The 26,740-nt window shown below is 66.5% G+C and carries 25 protein-coding genes and 1 pseudogene; 12 read left to right on the forward strand and 14 right to left on the reverse strand.

Annotated features, from left to right (window positions below):
• Window positions 1-64: 64 nt before the first annotated feature.
• Window positions 65-607 (forward strand): GNAT family N-acetyltransferase, encoded by a 543-nt coding sequence (locus ACQCSY_RS20260; protein ID WP_427131610.1) that lies wholly within the window; start codon window positions 65-67, stop codon window positions 605-607.
• 295 nt (window positions 608-902) lie between these two features.
• The gene (locus ACQCSY_RS20265) at window positions 903-1,466 is read left to right on the forward strand and encodes a dihydrofolate reductase family protein (RefSeq protein WP_427131612.1); all 564 of its coding nucleotides are present in this window, start codon (window positions 903-905) and stop codon (window positions 1,464-1,466) included.
• Window positions 1,467-1,748: 282 nt separating this feature from the next.
• Here ACQCSY_RS20265 and ACQCSY_RS20270 read toward each other — a convergent pair whose 3' ends face one another.
• Entirely contained in the window at window positions 1,749-3,068 is a 1,320-nt protein-coding gene (locus ACQCSY_RS20270) for a hypothetical protein (protein ID WP_427131614.1), read from the reverse strand.
• Window positions 3,069-3,086: 18 nt separating this feature from the next.
• Between ACQCSY_RS20270 and ACQCSY_RS20275 the strand changes: the two genes are divergently transcribed.
• Window positions 3,087-3,491: a hypothetical protein gene (locus ACQCSY_RS20275; RefSeq protein WP_427131616.1), complete on the forward strand. Its 405-nt coding sequence runs from the start codon at window positions 3,087-3,089 to the stop codon at window positions 3,489-3,491.
• A 221-nt stretch (window positions 3,492-3,712) separates the two neighbouring features.
• Here ACQCSY_RS20275 and ACQCSY_RS20280 read toward each other — a convergent pair whose 3' ends face one another.
• Window positions 3,713-4,480 (reverse strand): TnsA-like heteromeric transposase endonuclease subunit, encoded by a 768-nt coding sequence (locus ACQCSY_RS20280; protein ID WP_427131618.1) that lies wholly within the window; start codon window positions 4,478-4,480, stop codon window positions 3,713-3,715.
• 371 nt (window positions 4,481-4,851) lie between these two features.
• Between ACQCSY_RS20280 and ACQCSY_RS20285 the strand changes: the two genes are divergently transcribed.
• From ACQCSY_RS20285 to ACQCSY_RS20305, 5 genes are read left to right on the forward strand one after another with little or no spacing between them, the layout of a single operon-like run.
• Complete coding sequence (locus ACQCSY_RS20285) at window positions 4,852-6,120, forward strand: type III polyketide synthase (RefSeq protein ID WP_427131620.1); 1,269 nt, start codon at window positions 4,852-4,854, stop codon at window positions 6,118-6,120.
• 11 nt (window positions 6,121-6,131) lie between these two features.
• Window positions 6,132-6,872 (forward strand): class I SAM-dependent methyltransferase, encoded by a 741-nt coding sequence (locus ACQCSY_RS20290; protein WP_427131622.1) that lies wholly within the window; start codon window positions 6,132-6,134, stop codon window positions 6,870-6,872.
• Entirely contained in the window at window positions 6,865-7,998 is a 1,134-nt protein-coding gene (locus tag ACQCSY_RS20295; protein WP_427131624.1) for an FAD-dependent oxidoreductase, read from the forward strand. Before ACQCSY_RS20290 ends, ACQCSY_RS20295 begins: the two co-directional genes overlap by 8 nt.
• 38 nt (window positions 7,999-8,036) lie before the next feature.
• Window positions 8,037-8,996, forward strand: coding sequence for a hypothetical protein (locus ACQCSY_RS20300; protein WP_427131626.1), 960 nt, complete (start codon window positions 8,037-8,039; stop codon window positions 8,994-8,996).
• 9 nt (window positions 8,997-9,005) lie between these two features.
• The gene (locus ACQCSY_RS20305; protein WP_427131628.1) at window positions 9,006-9,668 is read left to right on the forward strand and encodes a peptide deformylase; all 663 of its coding nucleotides are present in this window, start codon (window positions 9,006-9,008) and stop codon (window positions 9,666-9,668) included.
• A 263-nt stretch (window positions 9,669-9,931) separates the two neighbouring features.
• Here ACQCSY_RS20305 and ACQCSY_RS20310 read toward each other — a convergent pair.
• Window positions 9,932-10,095: pseudogene (locus tag ACQCSY_RS20310) on the reverse strand (alpha/beta hydrolase family protein); the annotation flags it as partial.
• Between the two features lie 40 nt (window positions 10,096-10,135).
• Here ACQCSY_RS20310 and ACQCSY_RS20315 point away from each other — a divergent pair.
• The 4 genes from ACQCSY_RS20315 (at window position 10,136) to ACQCSY_RS20330 (ending at window position 13,490) form a co-directional block, all read left to right on the forward strand.
• Complete coding sequence (locus tag ACQCSY_RS20315; protein ID WP_427131630.1) at window positions 10,136-10,996, forward strand: methyltransferase domain-containing protein; 861 nt, start codon at window positions 10,136-10,138, stop codon at window positions 10,994-10,996.
• A 159-nt stretch (window positions 10,997-11,155) separates the two neighbouring features.
• On the forward strand, window positions 11,156-11,617 hold the full coding sequence (locus tag ACQCSY_RS20320; RefSeq protein ID WP_427131632.1) for an NfeD family protein: 462 nt from the start codon (window positions 11,156-11,158) through the stop codon (window positions 11,615-11,617).
• A gap of 114 nt (window positions 11,618-11,731) precedes the next feature.
• Window positions 11,732-12,772 carry an SPFH domain-containing protein gene (locus ACQCSY_RS20325; RefSeq protein ID WP_427131634.1) on the forward strand — a complete coding sequence of 347 codons (1,041 nt, stop codon included), beginning with the start codon at window positions 11,732-11,734 and terminating at the stop codon, window positions 12,770-12,772.
• Window positions 12,773-13,142: 370 nt separating this feature from the next.
• The gene (locus ACQCSY_RS20330; protein WP_026266329.1) at window positions 13,143-13,490 is read left to right on the forward strand and encodes an RNA polymerase-binding protein RbpA; all 348 of its coding nucleotides are present in this window, start codon (window positions 13,143-13,145) and stop codon (window positions 13,488-13,490) included.
• Between the two features lie 96 nt (window positions 13,491-13,586).
• Here ACQCSY_RS20330 and ACQCSY_RS20335 read toward each other — a convergent pair whose 3' ends face one another.
• The 11 genes from ACQCSY_RS20335 to prcA form a co-directional block, all read right to left on the reverse strand.
• On the reverse strand, window positions 13,587-14,321 hold the full coding sequence (locus ACQCSY_RS20335; protein WP_427131636.1) for a polyprenol monophosphomannose synthase: 735 nt from the start codon (window positions 14,319-14,321) through the stop codon (window positions 13,587-13,589).
• 476 nt (window positions 14,322-14,797) lie between these two features.
• Window positions 14,798-16,459: an amidohydrolase gene (locus tag ACQCSY_RS20340; RefSeq protein WP_427131638.1), complete on the reverse strand. Its 1,662-nt coding sequence runs from the start codon at window positions 16,457-16,459 to the stop codon at window positions 14,798-14,800.
• Between the two features lie 116 nt (window positions 16,460-16,575).
• A complete protein-coding gene (locus ACQCSY_RS20345; RefSeq protein ID WP_427131640.1) occupies window positions 16,576-19,458 on the reverse strand; it encodes a DEAD/DEAH box helicase in 2,883 nt (960 codons plus the stop codon).
• Between the two features lie 24 nt (window positions 19,459-19,482).
• A complete protein-coding gene (gene tatC, locus ACQCSY_RS20350) occupies window positions 19,483-20,277 on the reverse strand; it encodes a twin-arginine translocase subunit TatC (protein WP_427135959.1) in 795 nt (264 codons plus the stop codon).
• Between the two features lie 48 nt (window positions 20,278-20,325).
• A complete protein-coding gene (tatA, locus tag ACQCSY_RS20355; protein ID WP_427131642.1) occupies window positions 20,326-20,595 on the reverse strand; it encodes a Sec-independent protein translocase subunit TatA in 270 nt (89 codons plus the stop codon).
• A 35-nt stretch (window positions 20,596-20,630) separates the two neighbouring features.
• Entirely contained in the window at window positions 20,631-21,005 is a 375-nt protein-coding gene (locus ACQCSY_RS20360; protein ID WP_427131644.1) for a hypothetical protein, read from the reverse strand.
• A gap of 26 nt (window positions 21,006-21,031) precedes the next feature.
• Complete coding sequence (locus ACQCSY_RS20365; RefSeq protein WP_427131646.1) at window positions 21,032-23,044, reverse strand: helix-turn-helix transcriptional regulator; 2,013 nt, start codon at window positions 23,042-23,044, stop codon at window positions 21,032-21,034.
• A 106-nt stretch (window positions 23,045-23,150) separates the two neighbouring features.
• A complete protein-coding gene (locus tag ACQCSY_RS20370) occupies window positions 23,151-23,546 on the reverse strand; it encodes an FKBP-type peptidyl-prolyl cis-trans isomerase (RefSeq protein WP_427131648.1) in 396 nt (131 codons plus the stop codon).
• 74 nt (window positions 23,547-23,620) lie between these two features.
• Entirely contained in the window at window positions 23,621-24,556 is a 936-nt protein-coding gene (locus ACQCSY_RS20375; protein WP_427131650.1) for an FKBP-type peptidyl-prolyl cis-trans isomerase, read from the reverse strand.
• A 110-nt stretch (window positions 24,557-24,666) separates the two neighbouring features.
• Window positions 24,667-26,031: a Pup--protein ligase gene (gene pafA / locus ACQCSY_RS20380; RefSeq protein WP_427131652.1), complete on the reverse strand. Its 1,365-nt coding sequence runs from the start codon at window positions 26,029-26,031 to the stop codon at window positions 24,667-24,669.
• 1 nt (window position 26,032) lies between these two features.
• The gene (prcA, locus tag ACQCSY_RS20385) at window positions 26,033-26,740 is read right to left on the reverse strand and encodes a proteasome subunit alpha (RefSeq protein ID WP_427131654.1); all 708 of its coding nucleotides are present in this window, start codon (window positions 26,738-26,740) and stop codon (window positions 26,033-26,035) included.

Raw genomic sequence — 26,740 nt, forward strand, 5'->3', positions numbered from 1 at the left:
CTAGGTTCGCGGCATCCAATTTTCAGCGGGGAACGCAAACGACGACCGCGAGTATTGTTGTCCGGTGTTTGAATCGCGTCAGCTTAGTGAAGATGTCAGCATGCGTGTACTGCGCCCGAGCGATGCGTCAGCGCTGGCCGCTTCGTATGTGCGCAACCGCGAGTACCTTTCTTTCTGGGAGCCGGTGCGTGCCGAGGAGTATTACACCAGGCCATGGCAGGCTGCCGACATCGCCAGCCGCCTTGCTGCGAAGGAAGCCGGTGAGGGGTATCCCTTGGGTTTATTTGCCGGCGATACCCTCGTGGGCCGATTCAACGTGGCCGGGATCGTACGTGGCCCCTTCCAGAGTGCGGGTCTTGGTTACTGGGTGGATAGCACATACTCGGGCCGCGGGCTGGCATCAGCTGCGGTCCAATTGATAGTCGAAACGGCCCGCGACGAGCTCGGACTGCACCGCATCGAGGCGAGCACTCTGCCGCACAACGTTAGCTCGCAGCGGGTGCTTTTGAAGGCCGGCTTCCAGCAGATCGGGATGGCACCGCGATACCTGCAGATTGCCGGGAGATGGCAAGACCACAACCTCTACCAAGTAGTCCTGCATGACTAGGCCCCTCTCGTACTCACCGATAAGTTTCAGAGTCCTAAAGGCGGCGGCAACCCGTCCTCGGAGCCAACCCGCTGAGGACGATTCCGGGGCATCCGTCGGCAGAGTCGCCCTGACCGCAAGCGGATCCTTCACCGGACAGCTCAGTTGAACGAGACCGAAGGCTATGGCATCCAGATCATTGCAGTTACGGTGGCGCTATGAGGGACAGGATGCTGCTGATCATGTGCGGGACGACAGAGTTTACCGCGCCGCGCTGGTCTATAAGCTGGAGACCGACTGACGGAAGGCTGGTTCCGTGCGGAAACTGATCTACGGCATGAACCTGACCATGGACGGCTACATCGCCGCGGCCGGCGATGACATCGGCTGGAGCGGGCCGAGCGACGAACTGTTCCAGTGGTGGCTCGACCAGGAGCGGGCGAGCGGGCTGTCGCTGTACGGGCGCAAGCTGTGGGAGACAATGAGCTCCTACTGGCCGACCGGCGACCAGCAGCCCAACGCCACCCCGGCGGAGATTGAATTCGCGCGGAACTGGCGGGACACGCCCAAGGTGGTGTTCTCCTCGACGATCGACAAGGTCGACTGGAATACCCGCCTGGTCACCGGCGACGCGATCGCCGAGATCACCCGGCTAAAGGCCGAGGACGGCGGCCCGATGAGCGTCGGCGGCGCAACGCTCGCTGGGGCGGCCATGCGGGCCGGGCTGATCGACGAGTACGCGCTGGCCACCTATCCGGTCCTGGTGGGCGGCGGCACGCCGTTCTTCACTGCGCTGGACAGCTGGGTGAACCTGAACCTGGTGGAGAGGCGGACGTTTCCCGGCGGCGTGGTCCTGACCAGGTACGAGACGAGGCGCTGAGCGCGATTCCTCCGCGCGATCGGGGAAGTGCATCCACCACCAGCGGCCCCACGGCGGTGGCCAGCCAGCAGATAGTCCGGAAGGTGCTCGCGAACCGCCTCGGCGACCAGCTCTGCCCGTAAGCCGGTCCTTCACCGGACAAACCTGCGGCTGACCTGCAGCGACCCTGTTCCCGATGGTCCGCTGTCCCGTGAGACCAGTCCGTTGAAGTGTCCGGTGAGGGGACCTTACGTGGAACAGGGATCCGAGTACCCATGTGGCGGCTCTCATGGCGCAGGTTAATCATCGAGGTATGGACGGACGAATCGCGTCTGACCCACGAAATCCTGGCAGCCAGTCGGTGTCCATCCAGTGTCGCAGGGGGTCGAAGGCTCCGCGCGGGGACCACCCTTCGGTGACTTCAACGCTGATGCGGTCCAGGAAGAGGTTGGGGCGGCGTGCGTGGGCTATCTGTGCCCAGTAGTGCGATGCCATCGCTGCGGTGAGGTTGACGATGGAAGGGTAGAGCGAGGCCGCCACGACGGCGTGACCGTTGGCATGCGCCGGCTGGTCTGCTGCCAATGCGTCGTAGATATCCGTGGAGGCGGTGAAGTGGTTGAACTGGTCGTACCAGGTCCAGTTGATGACGCCGGCAATGTGGAAGGCCTTCCGTACTCCGGAGCGTCCGTGCCGGGTGATGAGGTTTTTGTGGTGGTGCCACGCGGCGGTGATCTCCGTGCCGGCACGGATGGAGAGCTGGTCGGTGAAGCCGGTGACTCCGTCGCCGATCCAGAGGCCATGGCACGGGCAGATGACGTGTTCGTGGGTGGTGTAGATCTGCACGTACCGGCCGGCTCCGTGGGCAAGGGTGCAGCGGTGGCAGGCGACGGTGTGGGTTGTGCGGGTTGGACGGCCCGCGAGAGTCCGTCGCACTACTGGATCTGGATCGTGCATGCCGAGTTGGGGCATGGCCAGCTGAAGCACAACCGCATCGTAGCTTGTCCAGGCCGCAAGGCCTTCTATCCATGGCCGGCGGCTTGCCTTCAAGAGCGTTCGGAGCTGCCCGGGCCGGAGGGAGTTGGCGGCTTCGAGCCGCCGGATGAAGGAGGGTGTTGTCTCGTCCTTGTAGAAGGCGTTGGGGAGGTAGGCCTTGCCGTGGTCGCAGACAATAGTTTCCGGAACAATGATCGGTTTCGCTGCGGCATTTTCGAGTCGTTCGTCGATGGATCTCATCGACCGGTAAGGCAGGGCGGAGGCGGCCATGGATGCCGCCTGGGCCCAGCCAGGTCGCATCAGTTCCGGGGTCAGGCAACGGGCCAGCAACAGGGCGGCATCCACAGCCTTCGTGGTCGGTCGGATGACGGCTGCGGGGATGCTGCGGGTGGCGATATCAACCATGGCCGTTAGCTCGACCCGCCCGATGATGCCGTCGTCGAGTTCAACGGCAATGTCCAGGGGAGTGGAGTCGATCTGCATCAGTTCCCCGGGCCTGACCGGATAGACGGCGCCGAACGGACCCGAGGGTTGCTGGGCAAGGGTGCGCCGGGTTCGGGCAGAACCCGTCGCATGGCGGCCTTCAGCAAGCCGGCCAACCAGGCGGTGGAAGGTTGAGGTTGACGGCATGGGCACAACGCCAGCGCCGTGTCCGGCTTCGAGGAGTTTGCGAACTTGGCGCATCAGGCGGTCCGTGGTGCCGGAGGATTGCCGGGTGTTTTCACTCAAGACCCGAAGGATGGCGTCGACAACGCGCTGATCGGTTTGTCCGGCAATCGGTACTTGGCGGATGAGTCGTTGGTCGACCAATCCGAGGACACCTTGCTTTTCGTAGGCCCTGCGCATTCGTTACAGCTTGCTGAAGCTTACGTCATTGCCCAGTTCGTGGAGTTCAGCGTGTTTTGTCAGCTCACGCTGGCGAAGCGAGCGGAGCCGCACGTCATAGCTGCGGTTGGGGACCTGCTCCGGGGCAGCGTTGCAGGGTACGCCGTCGAGGACCTCGGTGACGTGGCCTTCCCACCATCGGGCTGTTTTCTGAACGTCGGCCGGTAGAGAATCGAAAACCCTGGACGGGCCGGTGATGCGCCGATGCAGTGGTATGGCATCAAGGATCTCAAAGCTCTGATCGGCTAAGAGAGAAGTCACTCTGATGGCGACTGGCGGCTCACCTGGCACGGTCAGGAGTGCCACGTCCCCGTCGAACCCGGTGAGTCCATAGGTCACGCCCCGGAACGAAATACGGTCCCCGATTCGCAAGGTCGCGTTTCCGTTTTTCACGCTGCCCTCACCAGACTCACCATGGTGTCCAGATGCAGGGGAGTGGTCCTCAGATTGGCCGTTATTTGCTGTTGCCACATCAAATGAAACAGCGTTGGGAGAACCCAGACCGGGTCACCAACTGCTGCCGCCAGATCCCGCAACGATAGTGGTCCCGCAGCCCCCAGATGTGCAAGCAAGGCGGGCGGAAGCCCACCTCGAATACACCTTGGATGGCGGTAGCCAGCGAGCCAATGAAGGTTGGCCACATAAACGGAAGGCAAGCCGCCGAGCCGCTGATAGCCCCAGCCTACGGACGTGCACAGTGCCGCCGTGGCATCGAAAACCTCCTTGTCCTCGGGTTTTACCAAGGCATCGGGACGGACGTCGATGACGACGCCGGTGCCGTCGGCGCGCCGGACAAAGTAGTCGGGCACATGAGTGATCTGGGAGAGCGACCCGGGAAGAGTGATGCTAAACGGCTGGGAGGCCACACCGGTCACATCAGGATCAAAGTCCAGGCACATCAGGTGATCGCGTTCGCACCAGGATTCAAACCCGACATGGCGCCGGTTCGTTGCACACCACCACAGGCCGGCGAAGTTATGTTGTCCTTTGTAGGCCGCAGCGCGTCGGATCGGCAGGGAATCCTCAAACGGGATCACCCAGGAATCCGAAAGATGCCCGGTGCTGGGGGCAGAGCTGAATTGCGCCCTGAATCTCAAGGTGCCTGCAAGAACAGAGTGTCCGGCGCCGACCTCGGACACCAGCAACGGGCGTCCCATGCGTCAACTGTAGTGACATATTTTTGCACAATGCCTCAGGTGTAATGAGACACGCCGAGCCAATACCTCGACTGTAGTGACAAAAATTAGCCAGATGCCCTGACTGTAATGAGAAAAATTCGTCCAATGCCTCGATTTAGGTGAGAATGCCTCAACTTAGATGACAAAGGACATTGAGACCGGACACATATCTTGCATCAGATGCAACAATCATCATTCAACTTTACATAATGTTGATTATCGGCGTTTTAGAACAAAGCCCGGAAGTAGCCCTGGCGCATCGAGCCCGAACAGCTTCATTCCGTCCGTTGGCCCGGCGATTATCCTGCCGAATCCATTGTCTTTAGCGGCACGCTCACTGAGAATGAACCATGACGGTCTACCTGAGGTCCCTGGAAACTGCTGTTCCGCCAACTGTCCTGATCCAGTCCGAAGCCCGGGATGTGTTCGCCGCCCAGCCGGGTCTCACTCGGCTTGGCTCACGGCTCGTCAGCACGTGCTTTGACTCGGCAGCCATCGACACACGGTTCACCGCCGTCGAGGAACTGACCAAGGACAGCCGGGCTGAGAACCCGCGATTCTTCGACCCCGCCACAGGCCTGCTGCTCAGTCCCAGCACTAAGGTCCGGAATGACATCTTCGCTTCGGAAGCCACCAAGCTCTTCATCGAGGCGGCCCAAAAGGCCCTGGATGCCTGCTCCGGAATCGATTTACTTGACATAACTCATCTCATCACCGTCTCCTGCACCGGCTTCTTCAATCCCGGCCCGGACTACAAGATCGTCCGCGCCCTGGGCCTGAACCCGGCCGTGCAGCGCTACCACCTGGGTTTCATGGGCTGCTACGCGGCCTTCCCGGCGCTGCGGGCCGCCAAGTCCTTCTGCGAGGCCGATCCCGAGGCCGTGGTGCTGGTGGTCTGCGCCGAACTCTGCTCCCTCCACGTCCGCACGTCCAACGATCCCGACACCATCATGGGATCAGCCCTGTTTGCCGACGGCGCCGCAGCGGCCATCGTGACAGCCAGGGAATTCCCCGGCGAACCCGCGCTGCTCCAACTGGACCACTTCGAGACGGTCCTCACGCCGGTCGGTGAGGAATCCATGGCGTGGAACATCGGCGACGAAGGCTTCGAGATGGTGCTCGGCAACTACGTCCCGCACATCATTGATGACCACATCATCGGGGCCCTTGAACCCCTGCTGTCCCGGGAAAGCGCCCTGCTCGGACTCCCCTACCGGCACATCCGGCACTGGGCCATCCATCCGGGCGGCCGCAGCATCCTGGACAAGGTCCAGTCCAGGCTGGACCTCAGCGACGAGCAGCTGGTGCCGGCGCGCGAAACGCTGCGCAACTTCGGCAACATGAGCAGCGCCACGGTGCTGTTCGTGATCAAGCACATCCTGGACCTGCCTCCGGCGGAGGGAGAATTGGACGGAGCCGCCGACGGCGACGAGCGGATCTGCTCGATGGCGTTCGGCCCCGGACTGACGGTAGAAACGGCACTCTTCACCAAGATCCGCGACCCGCGGCGTGCTGATCCTGCGCGCCCGGAAACGGCGGCTGAACCCGGGCGGCAGCAACCGGTGGAACCGGAACAAGCACACCCTGACCTAGCACAGCCGGCATCGGCCCTGGCCTGAAACCGTTCAGCGTGAAGCTCCTGCGGGACCGGGCGGCAGACGCCGTCGAAGAAATGGACCTGCCCGGCTGCGACCCGGCGCGACTGGACCGCACCTATGCCCAGTTCGCCCTTGTCAACCGGGCCGTCTCCGGCTGGCGGGGGCTCTACCGGACCCAGCTGAGGCCTCGGCTCTCCGCCGGCTCCCCCACCACATTGCTGGACATCGGCTGCGGCGGCGGCGACGTGCCGGTCATGCTCTCCCACTGGGCCGCCCGGGATGGACTGCGCCTGGATATTACGGCCATTGACCCGGATCCGCGCGCCAGCCGCTTCGCCCGGAAACGGCACGCATCCGCCGGTATCAGCTTCCGACAGGCGACCGCCGCGGAATTGGTGGCGGAAGGCCGCAGCTACGACCTCGTGGTCTCCAACCATGTGCTTCACCATCTCGGGCAGGATGAGCTTCGCTCGTTCCTGGCCGAGTCGGCGGCGTTGTGCAGCGGCCGCGTCTTCCACAACGACCTCCGCCGCAGCCCCGCCGCCTATGCGCTCTTTTTTGCCCTTTCCTGGGCTTTCACCGGTTCTTACATCCGGCAGGACGGACTGACGTCCATCCGGCGGAGCTACACCGCACCGGAGCTCGAGTCCGCCGCTCCCCCGGGATGGACGGTTGCCCGCCACTCCCCTTTCCACAACCTGCTGGTCCTGAACAAGACAGCTAGCGACACGACGGACAGGGACAAAACGGACGGGACGGCAGTCGATGGCTGACGTGCTGATCGTCGGCGGCGGACCGGTGGGGCTTTTCATGGCCGCCCTGCTGCTGCAGCACGGCGTGGAAGTCCGGGTCCTGGAACAGCGGGCCACGCCGGAGACCCACTCCCGGGCCATAGGTATCCATCCCCCGGCGCTTGCCGCGCTGCAGCAGATCGGCGTTGCCCGGGCCCTCGTCGCCGAAGGGGTCCGGATCCGTCGCGGCATCGCCGTCGCGGGCGGAAGGACGCTCGGCGAGATGTCCTTTGCCGGCGTGTCGGAGAGCTTCCCGTACGTATTGTCCCTTCCCCAGGCGCGCACCGAAGCGGTGCTGGCACAGCGCGTCCGGATGCTCGACGCCAACGCCCTGCTCAGCGGCGTCCGGCTCACCGGACTGCACGACGACGGCGGCCGGGTCACGGCGGAGGCAGACTTCCGTGGCGGGGCGCTCTTGTATTCGGCACCGCTGGTCATTGCGGCCGACGGTGTGCGCTCCACCGTGCGCGCACTGCAGGGCACCGCCCTGAGGACGAAGGACTATCCGGACAGCTACCTGATGGGCGATTTTGCCGACAGCACGGGCTTCGGCCCGGATGCCGCGCTGTTCCTCGAGGGCGCGGGCATCGTCGAGTCCTTTCCCTTGCCGGGGCAGCTGCGCCGCTGGGTGGTCCGGCTGGATGCCGAAAACCCCGGCGCGGACGCCCGGTGGTTGGCACGCCATGTCCGTGAACGGACGGGAATCGACGTCGATCCCGGAACCAACAGCATGCTCAGCAGCTTCGGCGTCCGCTCACGCTTGGCGCGCCGGATGGTGGCCGGACGCACCGTGCTGATCGGGGATGCCGCCCATGAGGTCAGCCCGATCGGAGGCCAAGGCATGAACCTCGGCTGGCTCGACGCGGCGGCCCTGGCACCGGTGGTGCTTGCTGCCTTGGCGGGCCGGAACGTGGCGGCGCCGTTGCGCACCTTCGAACGGACCCGGCTGCGGGCAGCGGTCAAAGCCTCCCGCCAGTCGGAAATCAACATGGCGCTCGGGCGCCCCCTGACGGGCTGTCTCCTGGCGGTGCGGAACCGGGCCATCTGCGCTGCGGCCGCAGTTCCGGCAGTGAATTCGCTGGTGGCCCGCCGGTTCACGATGCACTGAAAACCCCGGGCCGCCCAAGCCGGGAATAGACTTTCCGCATGGACCGGCTCCCCGCGAAGCACCGTCGTCGTACAGCGCCGCGGATACTGGCCGCCGCGGCCGTACTGGCAACGGCGTCCTGCAGTACGGTCACCGGAGGAACTGCCGCCGGCACGTCCGCCCTCGAGACCGCCTCCACCGCGGCTTCGCCCGTGACTGCCGAGATCAGCCAGTTCCGCGACAACTACAGCAAGCAGATCATCGAGATTCAGCTCACGAACACCACCGGCGCCGCGCTGACGGTCCTCAGCGCGGAACTGACGAGCCCGCTCTTCATCGCGGGGATCACCTGGCCGGCGCGGACCGGCGGGATCGAGCTCCCGCCGGGACAGACGAAGAGCCTCCCGGTGCCGCTTCCTGCCGCGGACTGCAGCCGGCCGCCCACGACAGGAGCCACCGCGGTTCCCGCCACCGTGTCCCTCCGGCTGGCCGCACCCACGGGTACGGCAGCCACGGGAACGGCAGCAGCCGGGGCCGCCACCACGGCCACAGCGGCGGACCCCTACGGCGTCCTCACCCGGAACAGCCAGGAAATGTGCGTGGCCCGGGCAGCCGCCGCCGTGGCCGCGATCCGGCTGGAACCGGAACTTGAGGTCACCGCAGACGCACAAACCGCCGTCGTGCGTCTGCTGATTACGCCGCGCGCGGCGGCCGGCGCGGCGGATCCGGGCACCCTGACGATCGACCGGATCGAGGGCACCACCCTGATCGCGGAGGACCCGGCCATCCCGTGGCCCCACTCGGTTTCCATCAGCGCGGGCGGGGACAGCCAGGAGATCCGGCTCAGTATCCGGCCGGCCCGCTGTGATCCCCACGCCGTGGCGGAAGACAAGGTGGGGACGCTGCTGCCGCTCCGGGTAACGGTCGCGGGGCGGGAAGGGCTGCTGAAGATCGACGCCGGCGCCACCCTTCGCGGCCGGATCTACGACTTTGTCACCACAGCCTGCGGACGCCAGTAGTCTGTTCCCATGTCCACAGACGCCAAGCCCACTGACTTCAGCGCGGCCCGCATCCACGAAACCGCCCAGCAGATTCTGACTGCCGGCGTCCTCCCTGCGATCGTCGAGGCCGGCCACCCGGTCCTCCGGCACGAGGCCGCGCCTTTCGACGGCCAGCTGGGCGAGGCGGAACTCGGGCAGCTGATCGACCTCATGCGCAGCGTCATGCACAAGGCTCCCGGCGTCGGCCTGGCAGCCCCGCAGCTGGGGATCCCCCTGCAGCTTGCGGTCCTGGAGGACCAATTCGAGGTCGACCCCGAGGTCGCTGCCGCCCGCGGACGTGAACCGCTGCCGTTCTTCGCCATGCTGAACCCGTCCTACCAGCCGCTCGGCACCGCGGTGGCGGCGTTCTACGAAGGATGCCTCTCCGTGAGCGGGCTCCAGGCGGCGGTGGTGCGCCCGGAGTCGGTGCGGCTGGATTTCACGACGCCGGACGGTACACGGCTGCAGCGGGACTTCACCGGCTGGCAGGCGCGGATTGTCCAGCACGAGACCGACCACCTGCATGGGATCCTGTACCTGGACCGGGCGGAGTTGCGCTCGATCAGCAGCAACGCCGAATACTCCGCACGCTGGGCGCAGCCGGACATCAGCCACGCCCGGCAGGAACTCGGGTTCCTGCCGGACCGCTAAGGACCTGCGTCATAGCCTCAATACCGCTCGGCAATGGGGCCGGTCGGGGCCGCAGCCACGGCCTCCGCTTTCCGGGGAGCCGGTGATCGAGGCACTACGGTTCTGCTGGGCGGTCCAGGGGACCCCGGGCGGGCGGCTCCTCGCGGCCGCACTGCCGGACCTGGTGCCGCGCCTGCGACGGTTCAAGGAGCTGCTTCGACGAGACTCGTCTGGCCAGTGGATTCGGGCTTAGTCCTGCGTCTTAGCCCTGCGACCGGTGCCGGGTTCGCCGTCGTCGGCAGATAGCGGGCCCACCACTTCAGGATCTCGTCGAAACGCTGCTTGCGGTGGTGCGGCGTGCCGGATCGTGAGAGCTCATGGTTCCCGCCCGGAAGACCAGGAAGGCGGCCTCCACGCCCTGCTGCTTGAGGGCAGTGAAGTAACGCCGCATGACACGCGCGTGGAGCGGCGCCCCTAGGATGGAGCGTATGCTCCCCGCTGCCGCCTCCGCCCTGCTCTGCCCGGTGTGCCGGAAGAGCCTCGGACCTGGCGACGGCGGCGGCCGCACCCTGGTGTGCGCAGCCGGCCACAGCTTCGACGCGGCCAGGCAGGGCTACTTCAACTTCCTCGTCGGCAAGGGCACCGTCTTTGAGGCGGACGCGGCCGACATGGTGGCGGCCCGCTTCGACTTCCTCTCCGCCGGTCACTACCAGCCACTCGCCGAGGCAGTCGCCGAACTGTCCGCCCCGGCACTCTCGCGCGCTGCCGACGGCCCGGCCGGCACGGTGCTGGACGCCGGCACAGGCACCGGCCACTACCTCAGGACCCTGCTGGACCGGATCCCGGCAGCGGCCATCGGACTGGACATTTCAAAGTTCGCACTGCGCCGCGCCGCCAGGATGAACCCGGAAGCCGTGAACCTGGTCAGCGACGTCTGGCAGCCGCTGCCCGTCGCGGACGGCGCCGTCGACGTCGTGACCGTCGTCTTCGCGCCGCGCAACGCGGCCGAGTTCGCCCGCGTGCTCCGGCCCGGCGGCCGCTTGGTGGTGGTCACGCCGAGGCCCGGCCACCTCGCGGAGGTCTCCGGACAGACCGGCATGCTGGGGATCGAACCGGCGAAGGACGAGCGGCTCGCGGCTTCGCTGGAGGGGCACTTCGCCGCACACTCCGCCCGGGACCTGGATCTGGGCCTGTCCCTGAACCCGCGCGACGTCGAGAACCTCGCCCTGATGGGCCCCGCCGGGCATCATCTGGACCGCGCGGCCCTGGCCTCACTCGCGGCCGGGCTTCCGCCCGTGACCGCCGTGACCGCGCGCTTCCGGATCAGCACGTTCGAACCCCGTTCTTGAGCGCCCCTTCAGAACCCCGCAAGGACCCGCCACGTAACGACTTGGCCACTATGGCCACCGGTTTTCGGTACCCCGCCGCAGCCCTTGCCTTTCGGCTTAGGATGGAATCACAGTTACTGGGGAGCAGCGCGTGCAGCTCCCGGGACGAAGGGGGAACGGATGTTTGAATGGCTGCCCGAGAACTGGTGGGCCTTGTGGCTCACGTTCTTCCTGGTGTTCGCCGTGGTCGAGATGCTGACCCTGAACCTCTTCTTCATCATGCTCGGGGGCGGCGCCCTCGCCGGGCTGCTGGCCGACTTCGCCGGCGCGGTCCTCTGGCTCCAGATTGTGGCCTTCTGCGTGGTCTCCCTGCTCATGATCGGCTTCGTCCGGCCGGTTGCCCTCAAGCACCTCCGCATGGGCCCGGCGGACCAACGCAGCAACATTGAACGCCTCATCGGCGAATCCGCCCTGGTCATGGAACCCGTCAGCGCTAGCGGCGGCCTGGTCAAGATCGGCGGCGATGTCTGGAGTGCCCGGTCCGAGTCCGGGGTCCTGGCGCCCGGCCAGCACGCCGTCGTCAGTGCCATCGACGGCGCGACCGCCGTCGTGGCCCCGCAGCCCGAAACGGCGGTCCAGTAGCAGCACGCCCGCGCGTCGGGCACAACTTACTGCTGCCGGCACCGGCGGCAGGTGACGTGGCGGCGAATCCGTCACAGCGGGAGCAAAACCAAACAACTGGGGAATAGGTGATGTATGGATATCGCAGTCGCAATTGTGCTGCTGGTTCTGGTTGCATTCGTAATTATTGTGCTGGTCCGCTCGGTGCGGATCATTCCGCAAGCGCGCGCCGGCGTCGTCGAACGGCTGGGCAAGTACCAGCGCACCCTCAACCCCGGCCTGACCATCCTGATTCCCTTCGTCGACCGACTTCTGCCGCTGCTTGACCTGCGTGAACAGGTGGTTTCCTTCCCGCCGCAGCCGGTCATCACCGAAGACAACCTGGTGGTCTCAATCGATACCGTCGTCTACTTCCAGGTCACCGACGCACGGGCCGCGACCTACGAGATCGCCAACTACATCCAGGCCGTAGAGCAGCTCACCACCACGACGCTCCGTAACGTCGTCGGCGGCCTGAACCTCGAAGAGGCCCTGACATCGCGTGACCAGATCAACGGACAACTCCGCGGCGTTCTGGACGAAGCGACCGGGCGCTGGGGCATCCGCGTCTCCCGGGTGGAGCTCAAGGCGATCGATCCGCCCCACTCCATCCAGGACTCGATGGAAAAGCAGATGCGTGCCGAACGTGACCGCCGCGCCGCCATCCTCACCGCCGAGGGCACCAAGCAGTCAGCCATCCTCACGGCTGAAGGCCAGCGACAGTCCTCCATCCTGAAGGCCGAAGGCGACGCCAAGGCCGCGATCCTCCGGGCCGACGGCGAGGCTCAGGCCATCCAGAAGGTGTTCGACGCCATCCACAAGGGCAACCCGGACCAGAAACTCCTCGCCTATCAGTACCTGCAGGTGTTGCCGAAAATCGCCGAAGGCACGGCCAACAAGCTCTGGATCATTCCAAGCGAGGTCGGCGAGGCCCTCAAGGGAATCGGCAACGCCCTGGGCGGCGCGGTGGCCGGCCAGGCATCAGACGGACTGTTCGGTCCGGATGCCGGTCCCAAGACGGCGGAGGCGGGTGCCGTTTCGGGTGCCGGTGCCGTTTCAGCTGCCGGCGACGGCCGGGCAGCTGGCACGGGGGCCGGGTCCACAGCACCGGCACCCGCCACGCACCCGGAGCCTTAGGTCGCCGGTGGCCCGGGTCCGCCGGTGGCCCGGGTCCGCCGGTTCCGGCACGTCAACGGCGGACCCGGACCCGGACCGGGCGTTCAAGAGGATACCTGTGTGCCCCGGGGCAGCTACTGATCCCGCCACTGATCCGCTACTGGGGCGCCGGCAGGCTTTACCTGGAGTGCGCCGTTCCCGTATACTTGGTTATTTGTCCGGCCGGTTCAGCCAGTCGGAACAAATACGCCTCGCAAAGCGTTAAATGCAGTGACTGCTTATCCAGGATTCATCCACTCATGCAACGCAATGCAAACAGTAGTCCGGCGAGGCCCCACGGCCCCCGGCTAACGCAGGGCATGACCCTGCGAACCGAATAGAGGGAGAAAATATGAGCGATCGCAGCCTGCGGGGTATGCGCCTTGGCGCACAGAGCATGGAGACCGAATCCGGCGTGGAGCCGGCTCCGCGCCAGCGCGTCGAGTACCGCTGCGAGGACGGCGAGCAGGTATTCGTGACCTTCTCCTCCGAAGCGGAGATCCCCCCGGTATGGGTTTCGAAGACGGGCAAGGAAGCCTTGCTGGTCGACGGCGAACGCCCCGTTAACAGCAACGAGAAGGCAGTGCGCACGCACTGGGACATGTTGCTGGAACGCCGCAGCCTCCCCGAGCTGGAGCAGATCCTCGAAGATCGCCTCACGATCCTGCGCGAACGCCGCGGCGAACGCCGCTCGGCCTAAGCAGCCGGCGCTACACCCACAGCAAAAGGGCCGGGCCCGCATCGTCTTTCCGACGACGCGGGCCCGGCCCCTCTGTTGTGCCGGCTGCTGCAGCTGTTAGGCGGCTTTCTTGCCCGTGAGCTTGTTCCAGCGGGCCGCAAGGCCCCATTTGGTGACGTTGATCATGGCTTCCACCACGATGATTCCGCTCATCTTCGAAGCGCCAAGCTCGCGCTCGACGAAGGTGATGGGACGTTCCACAATGTTCAGACCGAGCTTCGCCACACGCCAGGCGAGATCCACCTGGAAGCCGTACCCGATGGAGTCCACCACATCCAGATTCACCTTCTCCAGGGTGTTCCGGCGGAAGGCGCGGAAGCCCCCCGTGACGTCCTTGATCTTGACACCGAGCATGATCCGCGCGTACGTGCTGCCGACCCGGGAAATCGCCTGCCGGTAGAGGGGCCAATTGACGACGCTGCCGCCGGGAACCCAGCGGGAACCCATGGCGAGGTCGGCGCCCTGCTCAACGGCGTCGAGCAGCAGCGGCAGCTGCTCGGGCTGGTGCGATCCGTCGGCGTCCATTTCGACAAGGACGTCATAACCGGCGTCGAGGCCCCACTTGAAGCCGGCGATGTATGCCGCCCCGAGCCCGGCCTTGCCCAGGCGGTGCAGGACGTGGACCTGGCCGTCCTCTGCTGCCATGCGGTCCGCCAGCCGCCCCGTACCGTCGGGGCTGTTGTCGTCGACAACCAGCACATCGGAGGCCGGCACGGCTGTGCGCAGGCGCCCGAGGGTCTTGGGCAACGATTCCAGCTCGTTGTAGGTCGGGATGATGGTGAGGACACGCACAGCGAGGCCTTTCCTTGAAGGGAGCGGTCAAAGCGCCAAGCTGGATTCAATCCAGACAGGAATCCGGACAGCATCCGGACAACAATCCAGACAGGAGTGACTGATACCTTGGCGCAACTCTCCATTATAGGGAGTCGCCGGGGGCTCGGAGGCCGCAACTCTTCCGCCGGGCAGGTCCACCCGCTTCGGGCCAGTTCCGGCAGGCCACGAGAAGCGGCGCCGGAACCGTTTTCTGCTGCGAAGTGGACCCGCCCGCGGGGGATACCCGTGGTCACGGCCAGAGAAACTACCGCGCGCGGCAGCCTGGAACGGACCGGGGTCAACGGGAGCCTGCGGTGTACGCTACCCTCCGTTGACCCTCAATGCTACGGGCCTGCCCTGATCTGTCAACCGGACCGTGACCTGCCATTACATCCATCGGCCCAGCTCAGAGGCATGTTGCGGGGATCGGAGTTTCCGGCCGGACACCCGCGGCGTCAGGAGCTGAGGGAGCCGAGGGAGCCGTTGGTGAACAGTTCGTGGCCGTCCCGCACGGTCCGGAGGCAGACCGGATCGTTGCCTGTGTCCAGGGCGGGCAGCAGCGGTGTGCGGGCCCGCGGGTCCGTGCTCCACGACTGCACCCTGCCGTCGGCGACCTGGACCATGAGTTCCTCGACGTCCCAGACCGCGAAGCTGGCCGGGGCGCCCGGCACCAGCTGGCCGGCCATGGGGTTCCGGTAGCGGGCCGCCCGCCAGCCTGCCCTCGTGTGGCCGAGGAATGCTGCGCGCGCGGAGATCTGTTCTGCGGGGTTGTTGTGCTCCAGGCACGCACGGACGCTGGACCACGGCCGGAGCGGGGTCACCGGGCTGTCGCTGCCGAAGCAGATCGGCACCCCGGCGGCGTAGAAGGATCCGAAGGGGTTCATGCCCCGACGGCGTGAGCCGAGGCGCTGCTGGTAGAGGCTGTCCTCGCCTCCCCAGAGAGCGTCGAAGACCGGCTGTGCGCTGACTGTGACGGAATGGCGGGCCAGCCGGCTGATGGCGTCGGGATCGGCGATCTCGACATGCTCGAGTCGGTGGCCGGCGGCACGGACCCGCTGCTCGCCCACCTCGGCAGCGGCCTGGTCCAGGGCGTCCAGGGCCGCATCGAGGCCGGCGTCGCCGATGACGTGGAAGCCGGCCTGGATGCCCAGCAGCGAGCACGCCGCCAGGTGCGCGGCCGCCTCCGCGACCGAGAGATACAGGCTGCCACGCTCCCCCGGAGCGTCGCTGTAGTCGGCGCGGAGGGCCGCGGTCCGTGAGCCGATCGAACCGTCGATGTTCAGGTCTCCGGCGAGGCCGAGCACGGACACGCCCAGGCCGTCCAGGACGGACTGGGCATGTTCCGCGGAAGTGGCCAGCTGGCCCCAATACGGCAGGATTTCAGGGACTGCGGCCCCTTCGCCGGTGGCCGTGTTCCAGCCCGCCGCGAGCTGCAGGTCCTCGAGGCTGCCGATGTGCGGGGCCGCCATCTCCGCGAGGGCCACGTAGCCGTTTGCGGCCGCTTCGGCCAGGGCCCGCTGCTGGTAGCCGCGCAGGGCGGCGGCGGGAAGCTGCCGCGCCGCCAGCCGGGCCGCGGTATGGGCGCCGCGTTTGACCTGGCTGCCGGTGGAAAACCCGTCGACGCCGTCGAGGCCGGCCGACGCCGCCAGGGATGACGACACCAGGGCCGAGTGGACGTCAACGCGGGACAGGTAGACCTTCCGGCCGCCGGCTGCCCGTTCGAGTTCTTCCCGCGCCGGCAGGGTGGGATCGGCCCACAGGGTCTCGTCCCAGCCATGGCCCAGCACGGTGCCTTCCGCGCGGGAGCCGGCGACGGCGTCGAGCAGTTCAGCCGCCGAGCGGACGCCGCCGAGCTGCAGCGAGTCCAAGGCGATTCCTGTTTCCGTCAGATGGACGTGGGAATCGACGAATCCAGGAGCCAGGAGCGCGCCCTGGAGATCGATTACCTCCATGGAGGAGTCGGCAATCGAGGTGGCGGCCTGCTCGGAGCCGACCCAGGCGACGGTGTCGCCGTCGACCAGCATCGCCGTCGCAAAGGGATCGGCGGCCGTGTAGACTGAGCCGTTGCGGTACAGCGTGATCTTGCGCGGTGTTGGAACGGCCGGTGAGTCGGTCATGGTGCGGGGGCTCCTTGTAGCTGGTGGCCGGCACGGCGCCGGGCGTGTTCGAAGACGGTGGCTGCGGGGTGTTCTGCGGGGTAGCGGCGTTCAGGCGTCCACTGTTGAACCCGGCACTAGGCCACCGAGGAATACGCGACGACGCCGCGTTTGACGAGTTTGATGGCGTCCCCGCACAGCCGCGCCACACGGGGATCGAGGTTCGGGATCTTGGCCAGCTGGTCCAGCAGGTCGATGACCTGTTTCACCCAGCGGACAAAGTCCCCGGCGGCCAGCTCCGTGCCGCTGAGGACGTCCTGGAGGTGCCGGCCCTTGGCCCACTTGAAGATCGGCCAGACGAGGCCGAGCTCCGGCTCGCCGGTCAGCGGAAGTTTGTTGGCCTCCTCCACGTCCTCAAGGGCGGACCACTCGCGCACCACGGTGTCCACCGCGGACTCCAGCGAGACGCTGGGCATCTTGGGCCGCAGCCCGCGGTCCTCCCGCTTGGCCTGATACACGAGGACGCTGACGAGGGCGGCCACTTCGGCGGCGTCGAGGTCGCCGAAGGCGCCCATCCGGAGGGACTGCGAAATGAGCAGGTCCTTCTCCCCGTAGATCCGGCGGAGCCGCTGCCCGTCGGGGCTGATGGAGAGCACACCGGCGTCGGACGTTTCCAGGTAGCCGTAGCTCGTCAGCACCCCGCACACCCGGTCGAAGGTCTTGGCGATGGTGTTGGTCCGGCCCTGGATCTGGCGTACCAGCCCGTCCGTCTCCTGGCGGAGCTTCCACCAGCGTTCGGACCACCGCGCGTGGTCCTCGCGTTCGCTGCAGCCATGGCACGGATGGGCGCGGAGCTCCCGGCGCAGCTCGGCGATCTTCTTCTCCTGGTTCGGCAGGGCGGCGGCCCGGCCGAAGTCCTCGTTCCGTCTCGGCGGTGCCGGCGGCCGGTTCTCGCGGACGGCGTTGCGCACCGAGGACGCCAGGTCACGCCGGGACTTGGGCAGCTTGGCGTTGAAGGACTTCGGGATCCTGATCCGCGTGATCGGCGACACCGGACCGTCGACGTCGTGGATGCCGATCCGGCGCAGCTGGTTGTCCAGCGTCATGACGGCCGGTCGTGGCTCGCGGGATTCGTGGTCGGAGCTGAGCACGACGGCGAGGCCCGGCGCCCTGCCCGTGGGTACATCCACCACGTCGCCCGGGAGCAGGCGGCTCAGGGAATCCTCGGTAAGGGACTTCCTGGCCCTGGAGCTGCTCTTGGATGCCATGTTCTCCGCATCGGCCAGGGCCCGCCGCAGCCGGGAGTACTCGGTGAAGTCGCCGAGGTGGCAGGTCATCGCCTTGCTGAAGCCGGCCAGCGATTCCTCCCGGCTCCGCACCTGCTTCGCCAGTCCGACGACGGAGCGGTCCGCCTGGAACTGGGCAAAGGACGATTCCAGGATCTCGCGGGCGCGGGGCCTGCCGAACTGTGCCAGGAGGTTGATGGACATGTTGTACGTGGGCCGGAAGCTGGAGTTCAGCGGGTAGGTGCGCCGCGAGGCGAGGCCCGCGACGGCGGCCGGGTCGGTGCCGGGCTGCCACAGCACGACGGCGTGGCCTTCGACGTCGATTCCGCGGCGGCCGGCGCGGCCGGTCAGCTGGGTGTACTCCCCCGCCGTGATGTTCACGTGCGCCTCGCCGTTGAACTTGTCCAGCTTCTCGAGCACGACGCAGCGGGCCGGCATGTTGACGCCGAGCGCCAGGGTTTCCGTGGCGAACACAGCCTTGACCAGCCCGTCGACGAAGAGCTTCTCCACCACCTCCTTGAAGGTGGGCAGCATGCCGGCGTGGTGGGCGGCGAGGCCGCGGAGCAGGCCGTCCCGCCAGCTCCAGAACCCGAGGACGTCCAGGTCGTCCGAGGGGATATCCTGGGCGGCTTCGTCGACCCGCTGGGCGATGATCAGCTGTTCCTGCTCCGTGGTCAGCCACAGGCCGGCGGAGACGCACTGGGCGACGGCCGCGTCACAGCCGGCACGCGAAAAGATGAAGGTGATCGCCGGCAGGAGGTCCTGCCGGTCCAGGCTGGCGATGACCTGGGGGCGGCTGGCCTTCCGCACCGGGCTGCGCTGGCCGGCTTGCGGCTCGTCGTGCTGGCGCGGCTGCCTGCGCTGGTTGCGGCCGCCGTGGCCGAAGCGGCCGCGGAAATTCATCTGGCTCTCGGCCCGCGCCATGGACAGCAGCTCGGGGTTGACCTCGAAGCCGGCCCGCGTGCTGAGGTCGGCGGTATCGGCGGGCGCGGACACCTCGGACTCTCCGGCCGGGGCGATCTCGTCGAAGCTGGTGTCGCCGGCGAAGAGATCCACGATCTTCCTGCCCACCATGACATGCTGCCAGAGTGGCACCGGGCGGTGTTCGGAGACGATCACGTCGGTCTGTCCGCGGACGGTGTCAAGCCAGGCGCCGAACTCCTCGGCGTTGGAGACGGTGGCGCTCAGGGATACCACCTGGACCTCGCTGGGCAAGTGGATGATCACTTCCTCCCAGACGGCGCCGCGGAAGCGGTCGGCAAGGTAGTGGACCTCATCCATCACCACGAAACCGAGGTCGTCCAGGGTGTCGGAATCCGCGTACAGCATGTTGCGGAGCACCTCGGTGGTCATCACCACCACGGAAGCGTCGCCGTTGATGCTGGTGTCGCCCGTGAGGAGACCGACTTGGGCTGGGCCGTACTTTGCGGCCAGCTCGGAGTACTTCTGGTTGCTGAGGGCCTTGATGGGAGTGGTGTAAAACGCCTTGAGTCCGCGCTGGAGGGCCAGGTAGATCGCGAACTCCCCCACGATCGTCTTGCCGGCGCCGGTGGGGGCGGCCACGAGCACACCCCGTCCGGCCTGCAGGGACAGGCACGCCTCGCGCTGGAAGTCATCGAGCTCGAATTCAAGCGAACGGATGAAACCGCCCAGATACGTTTTGGCTTCAGCGGCCCGCTCGACGCTGGCGCGGTAGCGATCGGACGGCGACTCCGGCCCGGGTTGTGAGGACATGCTTCCAGCCTAGTGCGCGACGGCCTAGAGATTCTCCAGCTCGGAGCTTGGAGTCGCCTCGTCCGCGGTGGCTTCGGTTTCGGCGGCGCGCTTGACGGCGCGGCGCTCCCGCCGGCGGTCGTTGAGCAGGCAGAGCCCGATCGCTGTGAAGAACAGGACCAGCATGGGCACCGCGAGGTAGAACATGCTCATGGCATCGGCGCCGGGAGCGGCCATGGCGGCAAACAGGCATACGAGGAAGACGGTGACGCGCCAGCTCTTGAGAAGCTGCGCGCCTTTGACCAAGCCCGCCAGATTCAGGCCGAACAGGACCACGGGCAGCAGGAAGGCAATGCCGAAGGCCAGCAGTAGGCGCAAGACGAAGGAGAGATAAATCTGGGCGCTGATGAAATTCGAGCCCCCCGAGGGGGTGAAATCGGTCAGCACCCGCACCGCGTTCGGCAGCACGAGCCAGGCCAGGAGCACGCCGCCCACAAACAGCGGGACGGCAGCCGCGACGAAGGAGAGGGCGAGCCGCCGTTCTTTCTTGTGCAGGCCCGGCACAATGAACGCCCAGAGCTGGTACAGCCAGACGGGGCTCGCCACGATGAGGCCCAAGAAAACGGACACCTGGATCATGAGGTCAAACGAGCTCGCCACGCCGTCGAAGTTCAGCGACGCCTGCCGGCCCTCGTGCGCGTTCAGGTCACGGATCGGTTTGATCAGTGCCGCGAGCATCGGCTGGTAGACGAAGAAGCCGACGACGGTTCCCAGCACGACGGCGATCGCCGCCTTGAAGAGCCGGTTGCGCAGCTCCTTCAGGTGATCGAGGAGCGCCATCCGTCCTTCGGGATTGGATCGCCGGCTCATGGTTACTGCCATGTGGTCTTAGGCGCGGGTCGACGGCGGGACGTCGGTTCCGTCTCCCGTCCGGGTTTCGGTGCCGGTGGACTGCGGGTGGTTGACTACCCTGCCCTCAACCGGATCGGAGTCCGTCTTGGATTCGGGGGTGCCGTCCTTCTTCATTTCGCGGACTTCCGACTTGAAAATACGCATCGACTGGCCAAGGCTCCTGGCCATGCCGGGCAGCTTCGGTGCAGCGAAAAGCACCAGAGCCAAAACGATGATGATGATGAGATGCCAGCCTTCAAGCCTCATGGGGGGAGGTCCTTTCGTTGAAATACATCCTACGTCTATCTGAATTCGATGTCGCGCAGCGCCTGGGGCTGGCCCCGGTCCTTCTTGCGCTGGATGCGCCGCAGGCGGCGGTCGTCCTGCCGGGACTTCTTGGATGAGTGGTAGTCATGTCGCACCCGGGCGGGCGAGGCAAAAACGGCGGCGCCCGGCTCGGGGCGCGGCCCCGCCGTTGCCCCGGTGCCCGTGCTGCCGGTGTCCGGGTCGCTCGTGTGCGGGCGCGACGGCAGGTGGGTGAACCTCTCCCCCGCCTCGCCGAGTTCCTTGAGCGTGGTCATGAACTGCCGGAACAGCCGGATGCCAAGCATGACGAAGAACAACAGCGACAGCGCGACGAGCGCTATCCAGATCACGATCCAGGACCACCAAGGCATGCTGAGTAGTCTAGCTGGCGTACTGACTAGTCTTTATATTGCGCCAGGGCCGCGGCGAGCCACTCCCGCGCAGCGTCCGCGGGGGCCCCGGGCTGAAGGATCCGGACCAGGCCGCCATGCCGGGCCACGAACATCGGCAGCCAGTCCGTGCTGCCGAACCGGATCTCGGCCAGCATGGCGCCGCCGGGGAGTGCCGCGGTCCGTTCCGCATAGTAGTCATCGGCGAGCCAGGTCCCGCGCGCGGCCAGTTCAACCACAACCATGGTGTCGTCGTCGTTCGGGGTGAACAGCTTCACCGGGAAGCTCTCCGCAGGCGTCGCCGCCGCGGACACGGGACGGCCGTTCGGCGCCAGGCCCTCGATCCGGTCCAGCCGGAAGTTGCGCAGGCCCCGGGCCGAATGGCAGTACGCCTCGAGGTACCAGGTGTTGTCCAGCGAATAGAGCCGCCGCGGGTCCACGTCCCGCTCGGACACCGCATCCCGCTGCGCCGAGAAGTAGCTCAGATGAAGCTGCGCACCGGCACGGATCGCCTCCCGGGCGGTTTCGAGTGTGGCGGAGTTCGCGGGGGCCACTTCCGGGCCGGAGAGCGAGGCCGCCTTGAGCCCCTCCTCCCCCGCAGCCGCCATGAGCTTGAGCGTCACGGACTCCAGGGCGCTGCCTTCGGCGAGCTCCGGCAGGCCGTTGAGGGTCTCCAGCCCGGTCAGCAAGGCGCAGGCCTCGTCGACCGTGAATCGGACGGGCCGGTTCAGCTCGAGGTCCTGGGTGATGAAGACGTGGTCGTCGTCCCATTGGATGTCCAGCAGGTCGTCGGGGTAGCCCTCCGGCAGGCCAGAGCAGATCAGGATCCGCAGGTCATCCTCCAGTTCCTTGCGGGTGACGCCGAACTTCGCGGCCACCTCGCTGATGTGCAGGCCCTGGTTGTGCACGAGGAACGGGACGAGCTGCAGCATCCGCTTGAGCTGGTCCTCGGAGGTGCGTTTGCGGCCGCGCTGGGCCGGTCCGGCTTGCCGGAAAACCTCAGGGAAGGCCACCTCCGGGACCGGAGCCGCAGCGAACACGGCGGCGGCGCTCAGGCGCCGGCGTACGGCGGCGACGAGCTCGGGAGGGGAAACCGCCGCCACCCGGGGTCCGTAGGAGGCGAGTTCCTCACCGAGGGCCTCCGCGTCCCGGAAGGGAACGCTGAGCCTGTCCCGCCCGGCGCGGGGCTGCCCGGCCGCCGGGCCCTGGGCGACGGGGGCAGCGGAGTCGCCGGCACGCTTCCGGAGCCCCAGCAGCCTGCCTTCCTCGACGTCGACGACGGCGGTCCGGACGGGCAGCTCCTGAAGGCCCGCCAGTTCGGCCCGGACGTTGAACCCCGACGGCGCCGTGAAGGATTCCTTGTCCAGCACTGTGACCGCCGAGGTGAGGCGCGAGAGGCGGAAGAAGCGCTTGGCTCCCCTGCCCCGGTCCTGGCCTACGACGTACCACTGGCCGAAGCGGCTGCCCAGGCCCCAAGGCTCGACAAGCCGCTCCTCCTCCTTGCCCGTGCTGTCGGCAAAGTAGCGGAAACTCACGGGATGCTGGGCGTGCATGGCGCCGACGAGGTCCTCGAAGGCCCTGCCGGCCGGACGGATGCGCGGCTGGACACCCACCGGAAGTTCGGCGTCGACCAGGCCGCCGGCCGCCTGCAGCTTGCGCACCGCGTTCACGGCGGCGGAACCGAGGGCGGCGTGCTCCCAGAGCTGGGCCGCCAGGATAAGGACCGCACATTCTTCGGGGGTGAGGCTGACGTCGGGCAGCCGGTTGGATTCCTTGCCGATCCGGTACCGCGTCGTGGCGGGATCATCCGAGCCCCAGCCCTGGTCCATCACGGTCTCGACTTCGAAGCCGAACTGGCGCAGCTCGGCCTTGTCGCGTTCGAACATCCGGCCGAACGAGACATCGGTGCTGGTGGTGTCGTGATAGACCTTCTCCCGCAACTCGCTGCGGCGGAGCCCGTACTTGGTGTTGAGCAGCGCGATGAGCAGGTTCAGGAGGCGTTCTGTACGTGAGGCGGACACCTCGCAAGGGTACTAAAGTCCCTGCTGGAAAAAGACGAAAGCGCGGCAACAGCCGGAAGAACTTTTCCGATTGTTACCGCGCTTCCGGTCCGGCCCTGCTATACGCCTAGCGGACGGCGACGAGGTCTACGACGAAGATCAGTGCCTCGTTGGGGCCGATCGCTCCGCCGGCGCCGCGGGAACCGTAGGCTAGTTCGGACGGGATTTCCAGCCGGCGGCGGCCGCCGACCTTCATGCCCAGCAGGCCCTGGTCCCAGCCTTGGATGACCTGGCCGACGCCGACGCGGAAGTCCAGCGGTGCGCCGCGGCCCCAGGAGGCATCGAATTCTTCGCCGGTGGACCAGGCGACGCCCACGTAGTGGGTCGAGACGGTGTCGCCGGCCTTGGCCTCGGTGCCGTCGCCCTCGATGAGGTCGGTGATGACCAGTTCGGTGGGGACGTCGCCCTGGGGGAAGTCAATTTCCGGCTTCTGGCGGTCGAGGTCGCGCTGTCCAAATGACATGGTTGCTCCTTCTGCGTTGCTTTGGGTGGCGTGTTTGGTGCCGTGGTTACTTGACGGTACTTACTTGAGGGTGCTTACTTGACGCCGAGGATGTCGACAACGAAGACGAGGTCGCCCTTGGCGTCGCCCTGGCCTTCGTCACCGTAGGCGAGGTCCTTGGGGACCACCAGCAGGACACGGGAGCCGACGGTCTTTCCGGCCAGGCCCTGGGTCCAGCCCTTGATGACGCCGGTGAGCGGGAAGCTGGCCTTCTCGCCGCGGTCGAAGCTGGAATCGAAGACCTTGCCGCCCGCGAGGGCGACTCCGACGTAGTTGACGGTGACCGTATCGGTTTCCTTGAGCTCTTGGCCCTTGCCCTTGATGAGGTCCTGGGAGATCAGGGCGGTCGGGGCGGGCACGCCTTCGACCGAGATTTCCGGGATGCCCTTGTCATTTTCTTTCACGGTCGGCAGTCCGGCCGGCGGGGTGACGGTGTCGCCCTCCGGCTTGTCCAGGACCGGCGGAGCGTCCTTGGCGGAGAGCACCTTAACGATGAGGAGCTGGGTGGGCTTGGCTTCCGCGCCGTCGGCGGCGGCCTGACCGGGAACGGCGAGGGCCAGGTGTGAGCCGATCTTCGCGCCGACGAAGGCGTTGTAGATGACAGCGCTGCCCGTCTTGAGCTGGTCGTTCAGTTCGAGCGGCTCGGGATCGTTCGGGAAGGTGTCTTCCAGCGTTGTGCCGTCCGTGCCGTTGAAGGCCACGATGGAGATTTCGGCGATCTGGTTTGCCTTGACCCTGTCGCCGCTGCCTTCGCTGACTACCTTGGCGGTGGGTTCTTTGACGTCGAGAGGCTTGGCGAAGTCGACACCGGGAGCTTTCTTGTCGCCGTTCTCGGTCAGTTTGACGGAGTCCAGCTTCGCGATCTCGCCGGCGGACTGGCTGGTGGGTTCCGGCGGGGCTGGCGGTGTTCCGCCGCCGCAGGCGGTCAGCAGCAGCAGTCCGGGAAGAAGAATTGCTAGTAGTCGGCGCACTTAGAAACTTTCGTCGAGGCTGGGTGGACGCATTGCCGGACGGTTTCCCGTGGCAAAGAAAACGGTGGCCGCAAGGCGGCCCCGTCCAGAATAACGTGGAAAGCTGGCAATCAACCCATAGAGTCCAGCAGCGCATCCACCCGTTCGTCCACGCTGCGGAACGGATCCTTGCACAGAATGGTCTGATGGGCGCGGTCGTTGAGCTTCAGATGGACCCAGTCCACCGTGTAATCGCGGCCCAGTTCCTGGGCCCGCCGGACGAAGTCGCCGCGGAGTTTGGCGCGCGTCGTCTGCGGCGGGGCATCCACCGCGTCCTTGATCGTGGTGTCGTCCACCATCCGGCGCACCGCGCCGCGAGCCTGCAGCAGGTAGAAGAGACCGCGGCTGCGGGAAATGTCGTGGTACGTCAGGTCCAGCTGCGCGATCCGGGGCGCGTCGAGTCCCAGCCCGTGCCGTTCGCGGTAGTTGTCCATGAGCTTCTTCTTGATGGCCCAGTCAACCTCGGTGTCGATCGTGCTGGTGTCACCGCTTTCGATCGCGTCGAGGGTGCGTTCCCACAGGTCCAGGATCAGCGGCACATGTGCGTTGTGTGCACCGTGTTCGGCCACGAAGGCTGTTACCTTGCCCAGGTATTCCCGCTGGATTTCCAGGGCTGTCAGCTGCCGGCCGTTGGCGAGGCGTACCAGGGCCCGGCCGCTGAGGTCGTGCGAGATTTCGCGGATGCTGCGGATCGGGTTCTCCATCCGCATGTCGCGCATGATGACTCCGGCTTCGATCATCCGCAGGATCAGGTCCACGGTGCCGACCTTGAGCAGGGCCGCGGTTTCGGACATGTTGGAGTCGCCCACAATGACGTGCAGGCGGCGGTAGAACTCGGCGTCGGCGTGCGGCTCGTCGCGGGTGTTGATGATGGGCCGGGACCGGGTGGTGGCGGAGGATACGCCTTCCCAGATGTGGTCGGCCCGCTGGGAGAACGCGAAAGTGGCACCGTGGGGCGTCTTCAGGATCTTGCCGGCACCGGCGATGAGCTGGCGCGTGACGAGGAACGGGATGAGGATCTCGGCGAGCCGGGAGAACTCTCCGCGGCGCGGGATGAGGTAGTTCTCGTGGCTGCCGTAGGAGTTTCCGGCGGAGTCGGTGTTGTTCTTAAACAGGTACACGGTGCCGTTGAAGCCCTCGGCTGCGAGCCGTTCCTGGGCCTCGTCCACGAGGTCGCACAGGATCAGTTCCCCGGCGCGGTCGTGGGCGATCAGCTGGGCGAGGTCGTCGCACTCTGCCGTGGCGTACTCCGGGTGGGATCCGACGTCGAGGTACAGGCGCGAGCCGTTGGTCAGGAAGACGTTGGACGATCTTCCCCAGCTGACCACCTTGCGGAAGAGGTAGCGGGCCACTTCCTCGGGTGCCAGCGGCCGGGATTCCGGGCTCGAATAGGAAATTCCGAATTCGGTTTCGATACCGAAAATGCGCTTGTCCATGTCAGTTCTCCTCTGCAAGCAATGCCACGATGTCGGCGTCCTCGAGCCGGCGGAAGGCCCGGCGCGTGCCGCGGCCGCTTTCCGAGCCGCGGTCCAGCACGGCAACCTCCACCGCCGAAGCCGGCAGCGTGGTGGTTTCCTTGTCCGCCACGAGTCCCGCCAGGGCGAGCCGGATGGCTCCCGCGAAGTCGAGTTCGCTTTGCCAGCCCGCCGCGACGGCTGCGGACACCTTGTCCGCCTGTCCGCCCATCACGATGAAGCCGTGCTCGTCGGCGATGGACCCGTCAAATGTCAGCCGGTACAGGTGGTCCGCCTCCTGGTCGGGGCCGACCTCGGCCACGGCCAGTTCCACTTCGAAGGGTTTCTGCTCGGCCGTGAACACGGCTCCGAGGCTCTGCGCGTAGACGCTCGCCAGCCCCCTGGCCGTGACGTCCTCGCGGTCGTAGGAGTAGCCGCGGACGTCCGCGTACCGCACGCCGGCCTGGCGCAGGCTTTCGAATTCGTTGTATTTGCCGACGGCGGCGAACGCGATCTTGTCGTAGATCTCGCCGATCTTATGCAGCGACGGTGAGGGGTTCTCCGCCACGAGGGCGATTCCGTCCCGGCAGCTGATGACCACGACTGAGCGTCCGCGTGCGATGCCTTTCCGTGCGAAGTCCGCACGGTCCTTCATTAGCTGTTCTGGCGATACATAGAACTGCTGGGTCAT

Origin of the sequence: Pseudarthrobacter sp. S9 (assembly GCF_050156545.1) — a bacterium.
Taxonomy (GTDB): domain Bacteria; phylum Actinomycetota; class Actinomycetes; order Actinomycetales; family Micrococcaceae; genus Arthrobacter.

Bases quoted from the DNA above. Each gene is read 5' to 3' on its own strand.
- ACQCSY_RS20360 (WP_427131644.1), bottom strand. From the start codon at position 21,005: ATGCCTTGGTGGTCCTGGATCGTGATCTGGATAGCGCTCGTCGCGCTG.
- pafA (WP_427131652.1), bottom strand. From the start codon at position 26,031: ATGGACAAGCGCATTTTCGGTATCGAAACCGAATTCGGAATTTCCTAT.
- ACQCSY_RS20280 (WP_427131618.1), bottom strand. From the start codon at position 4,480: ATGGGACGCCCGTTGCTGGTGTCCGAGGTCGGCGCCGGACACTCTGTT.
- ACQCSY_RS20370 (WP_427131648.1), bottom strand. From the start codon at position 23,546: ATGTCATTTGGACAGCGCGACCTCGACCGCCAGAAGCCGGAAATTGAC.
- tatC (WP_427135959.1), bottom strand. From the start codon at position 20,277: ATGGCGCTCCTCGATCACCTGAAGGAGCTGCGCAACCGGCTCTTCAAG.
- ACQCSY_RS20300 (WP_427131626.1), top strand. From the start codon at position 8,037: ATGGACCGGCTCCCCGCGAAGCACCGTCGTCGTACAGCGCCGCGGATA.
- tatA (WP_427131642.1), bottom strand. From the start codon at position 20,595: ATGAGGCTTGAAGGCTGGCATCTCATCATCATCATCGTTTTGGCTCTG.
- ACQCSY_RS20325 (WP_427131634.1), top strand. From the start codon at position 11,732: ATGGATATCGCAGTCGCAATTGTGCTGCTGGTTCTGGTTGCATTCGTA.
- ACQCSY_RS20345 (WP_427131640.1), bottom strand. From the start codon at position 19,458: ATGTCCTCACAACCCGGGCCGGAGTCGCCGTCCGATCGCTACCGCGCC.
- prcA (WP_427131654.1), bottom strand. From the start codon at position 26,740: ATGACCCAGCAGTTCTATGTATCGCCAGAACAGCTAATGAAGGACCGT.
- ACQCSY_RS20315 (WP_427131630.1), top strand. From the start codon at position 10,136: ATGCTCCCCGCTGCCGCCTCCGCCCTGCTCTGCCCGGTGTGCCGGAAG.
- ACQCSY_RS20285 (WP_427131620.1), top strand. From the start codon at position 4,852: ATGACGGTCTACCTGAGGTCCCTGGAAACTGCTGTTCCGCCAACTGTC.
- ACQCSY_RS20295 (WP_427131624.1), top strand. From the start codon at position 6,865: ATGGCTGACGTGCTGATCGTCGGCGGCGGACCGGTGGGGCTTTTCATG.
- ACQCSY_RS20305 (WP_427131628.1), top strand. From the start codon at position 9,006: ATGTCCACAGACGCCAAGCCCACTGACTTCAGCGCGGCCCGCATCCAC.
- ACQCSY_RS20340 (WP_427131638.1), bottom strand. From the start codon at position 16,459: ATGACCGACTCACCGGCCGTTCCAACACCGCGCAAGATCACGCTGTAC.
- ACQCSY_RS20320 (WP_427131632.1), top strand. From the start codon at position 11,156: ATGTTTGAATGGCTGCCCGAGAACTGGTGGGCCTTGTGGCTCACGTTC.
- ACQCSY_RS20330 (WP_026266329.1), top strand. From the start codon at position 13,143: ATGAGCGATCGCAGCCTGCGGGGTATGCGCCTTGGCGCACAGAGCATG.
- ACQCSY_RS20270 (WP_427131614.1), bottom strand. From the start codon at position 3,068: ATGCCGTCAACCTCAACCTTCCACCGCCTGGTTGGCCGGCTTGCTGAA.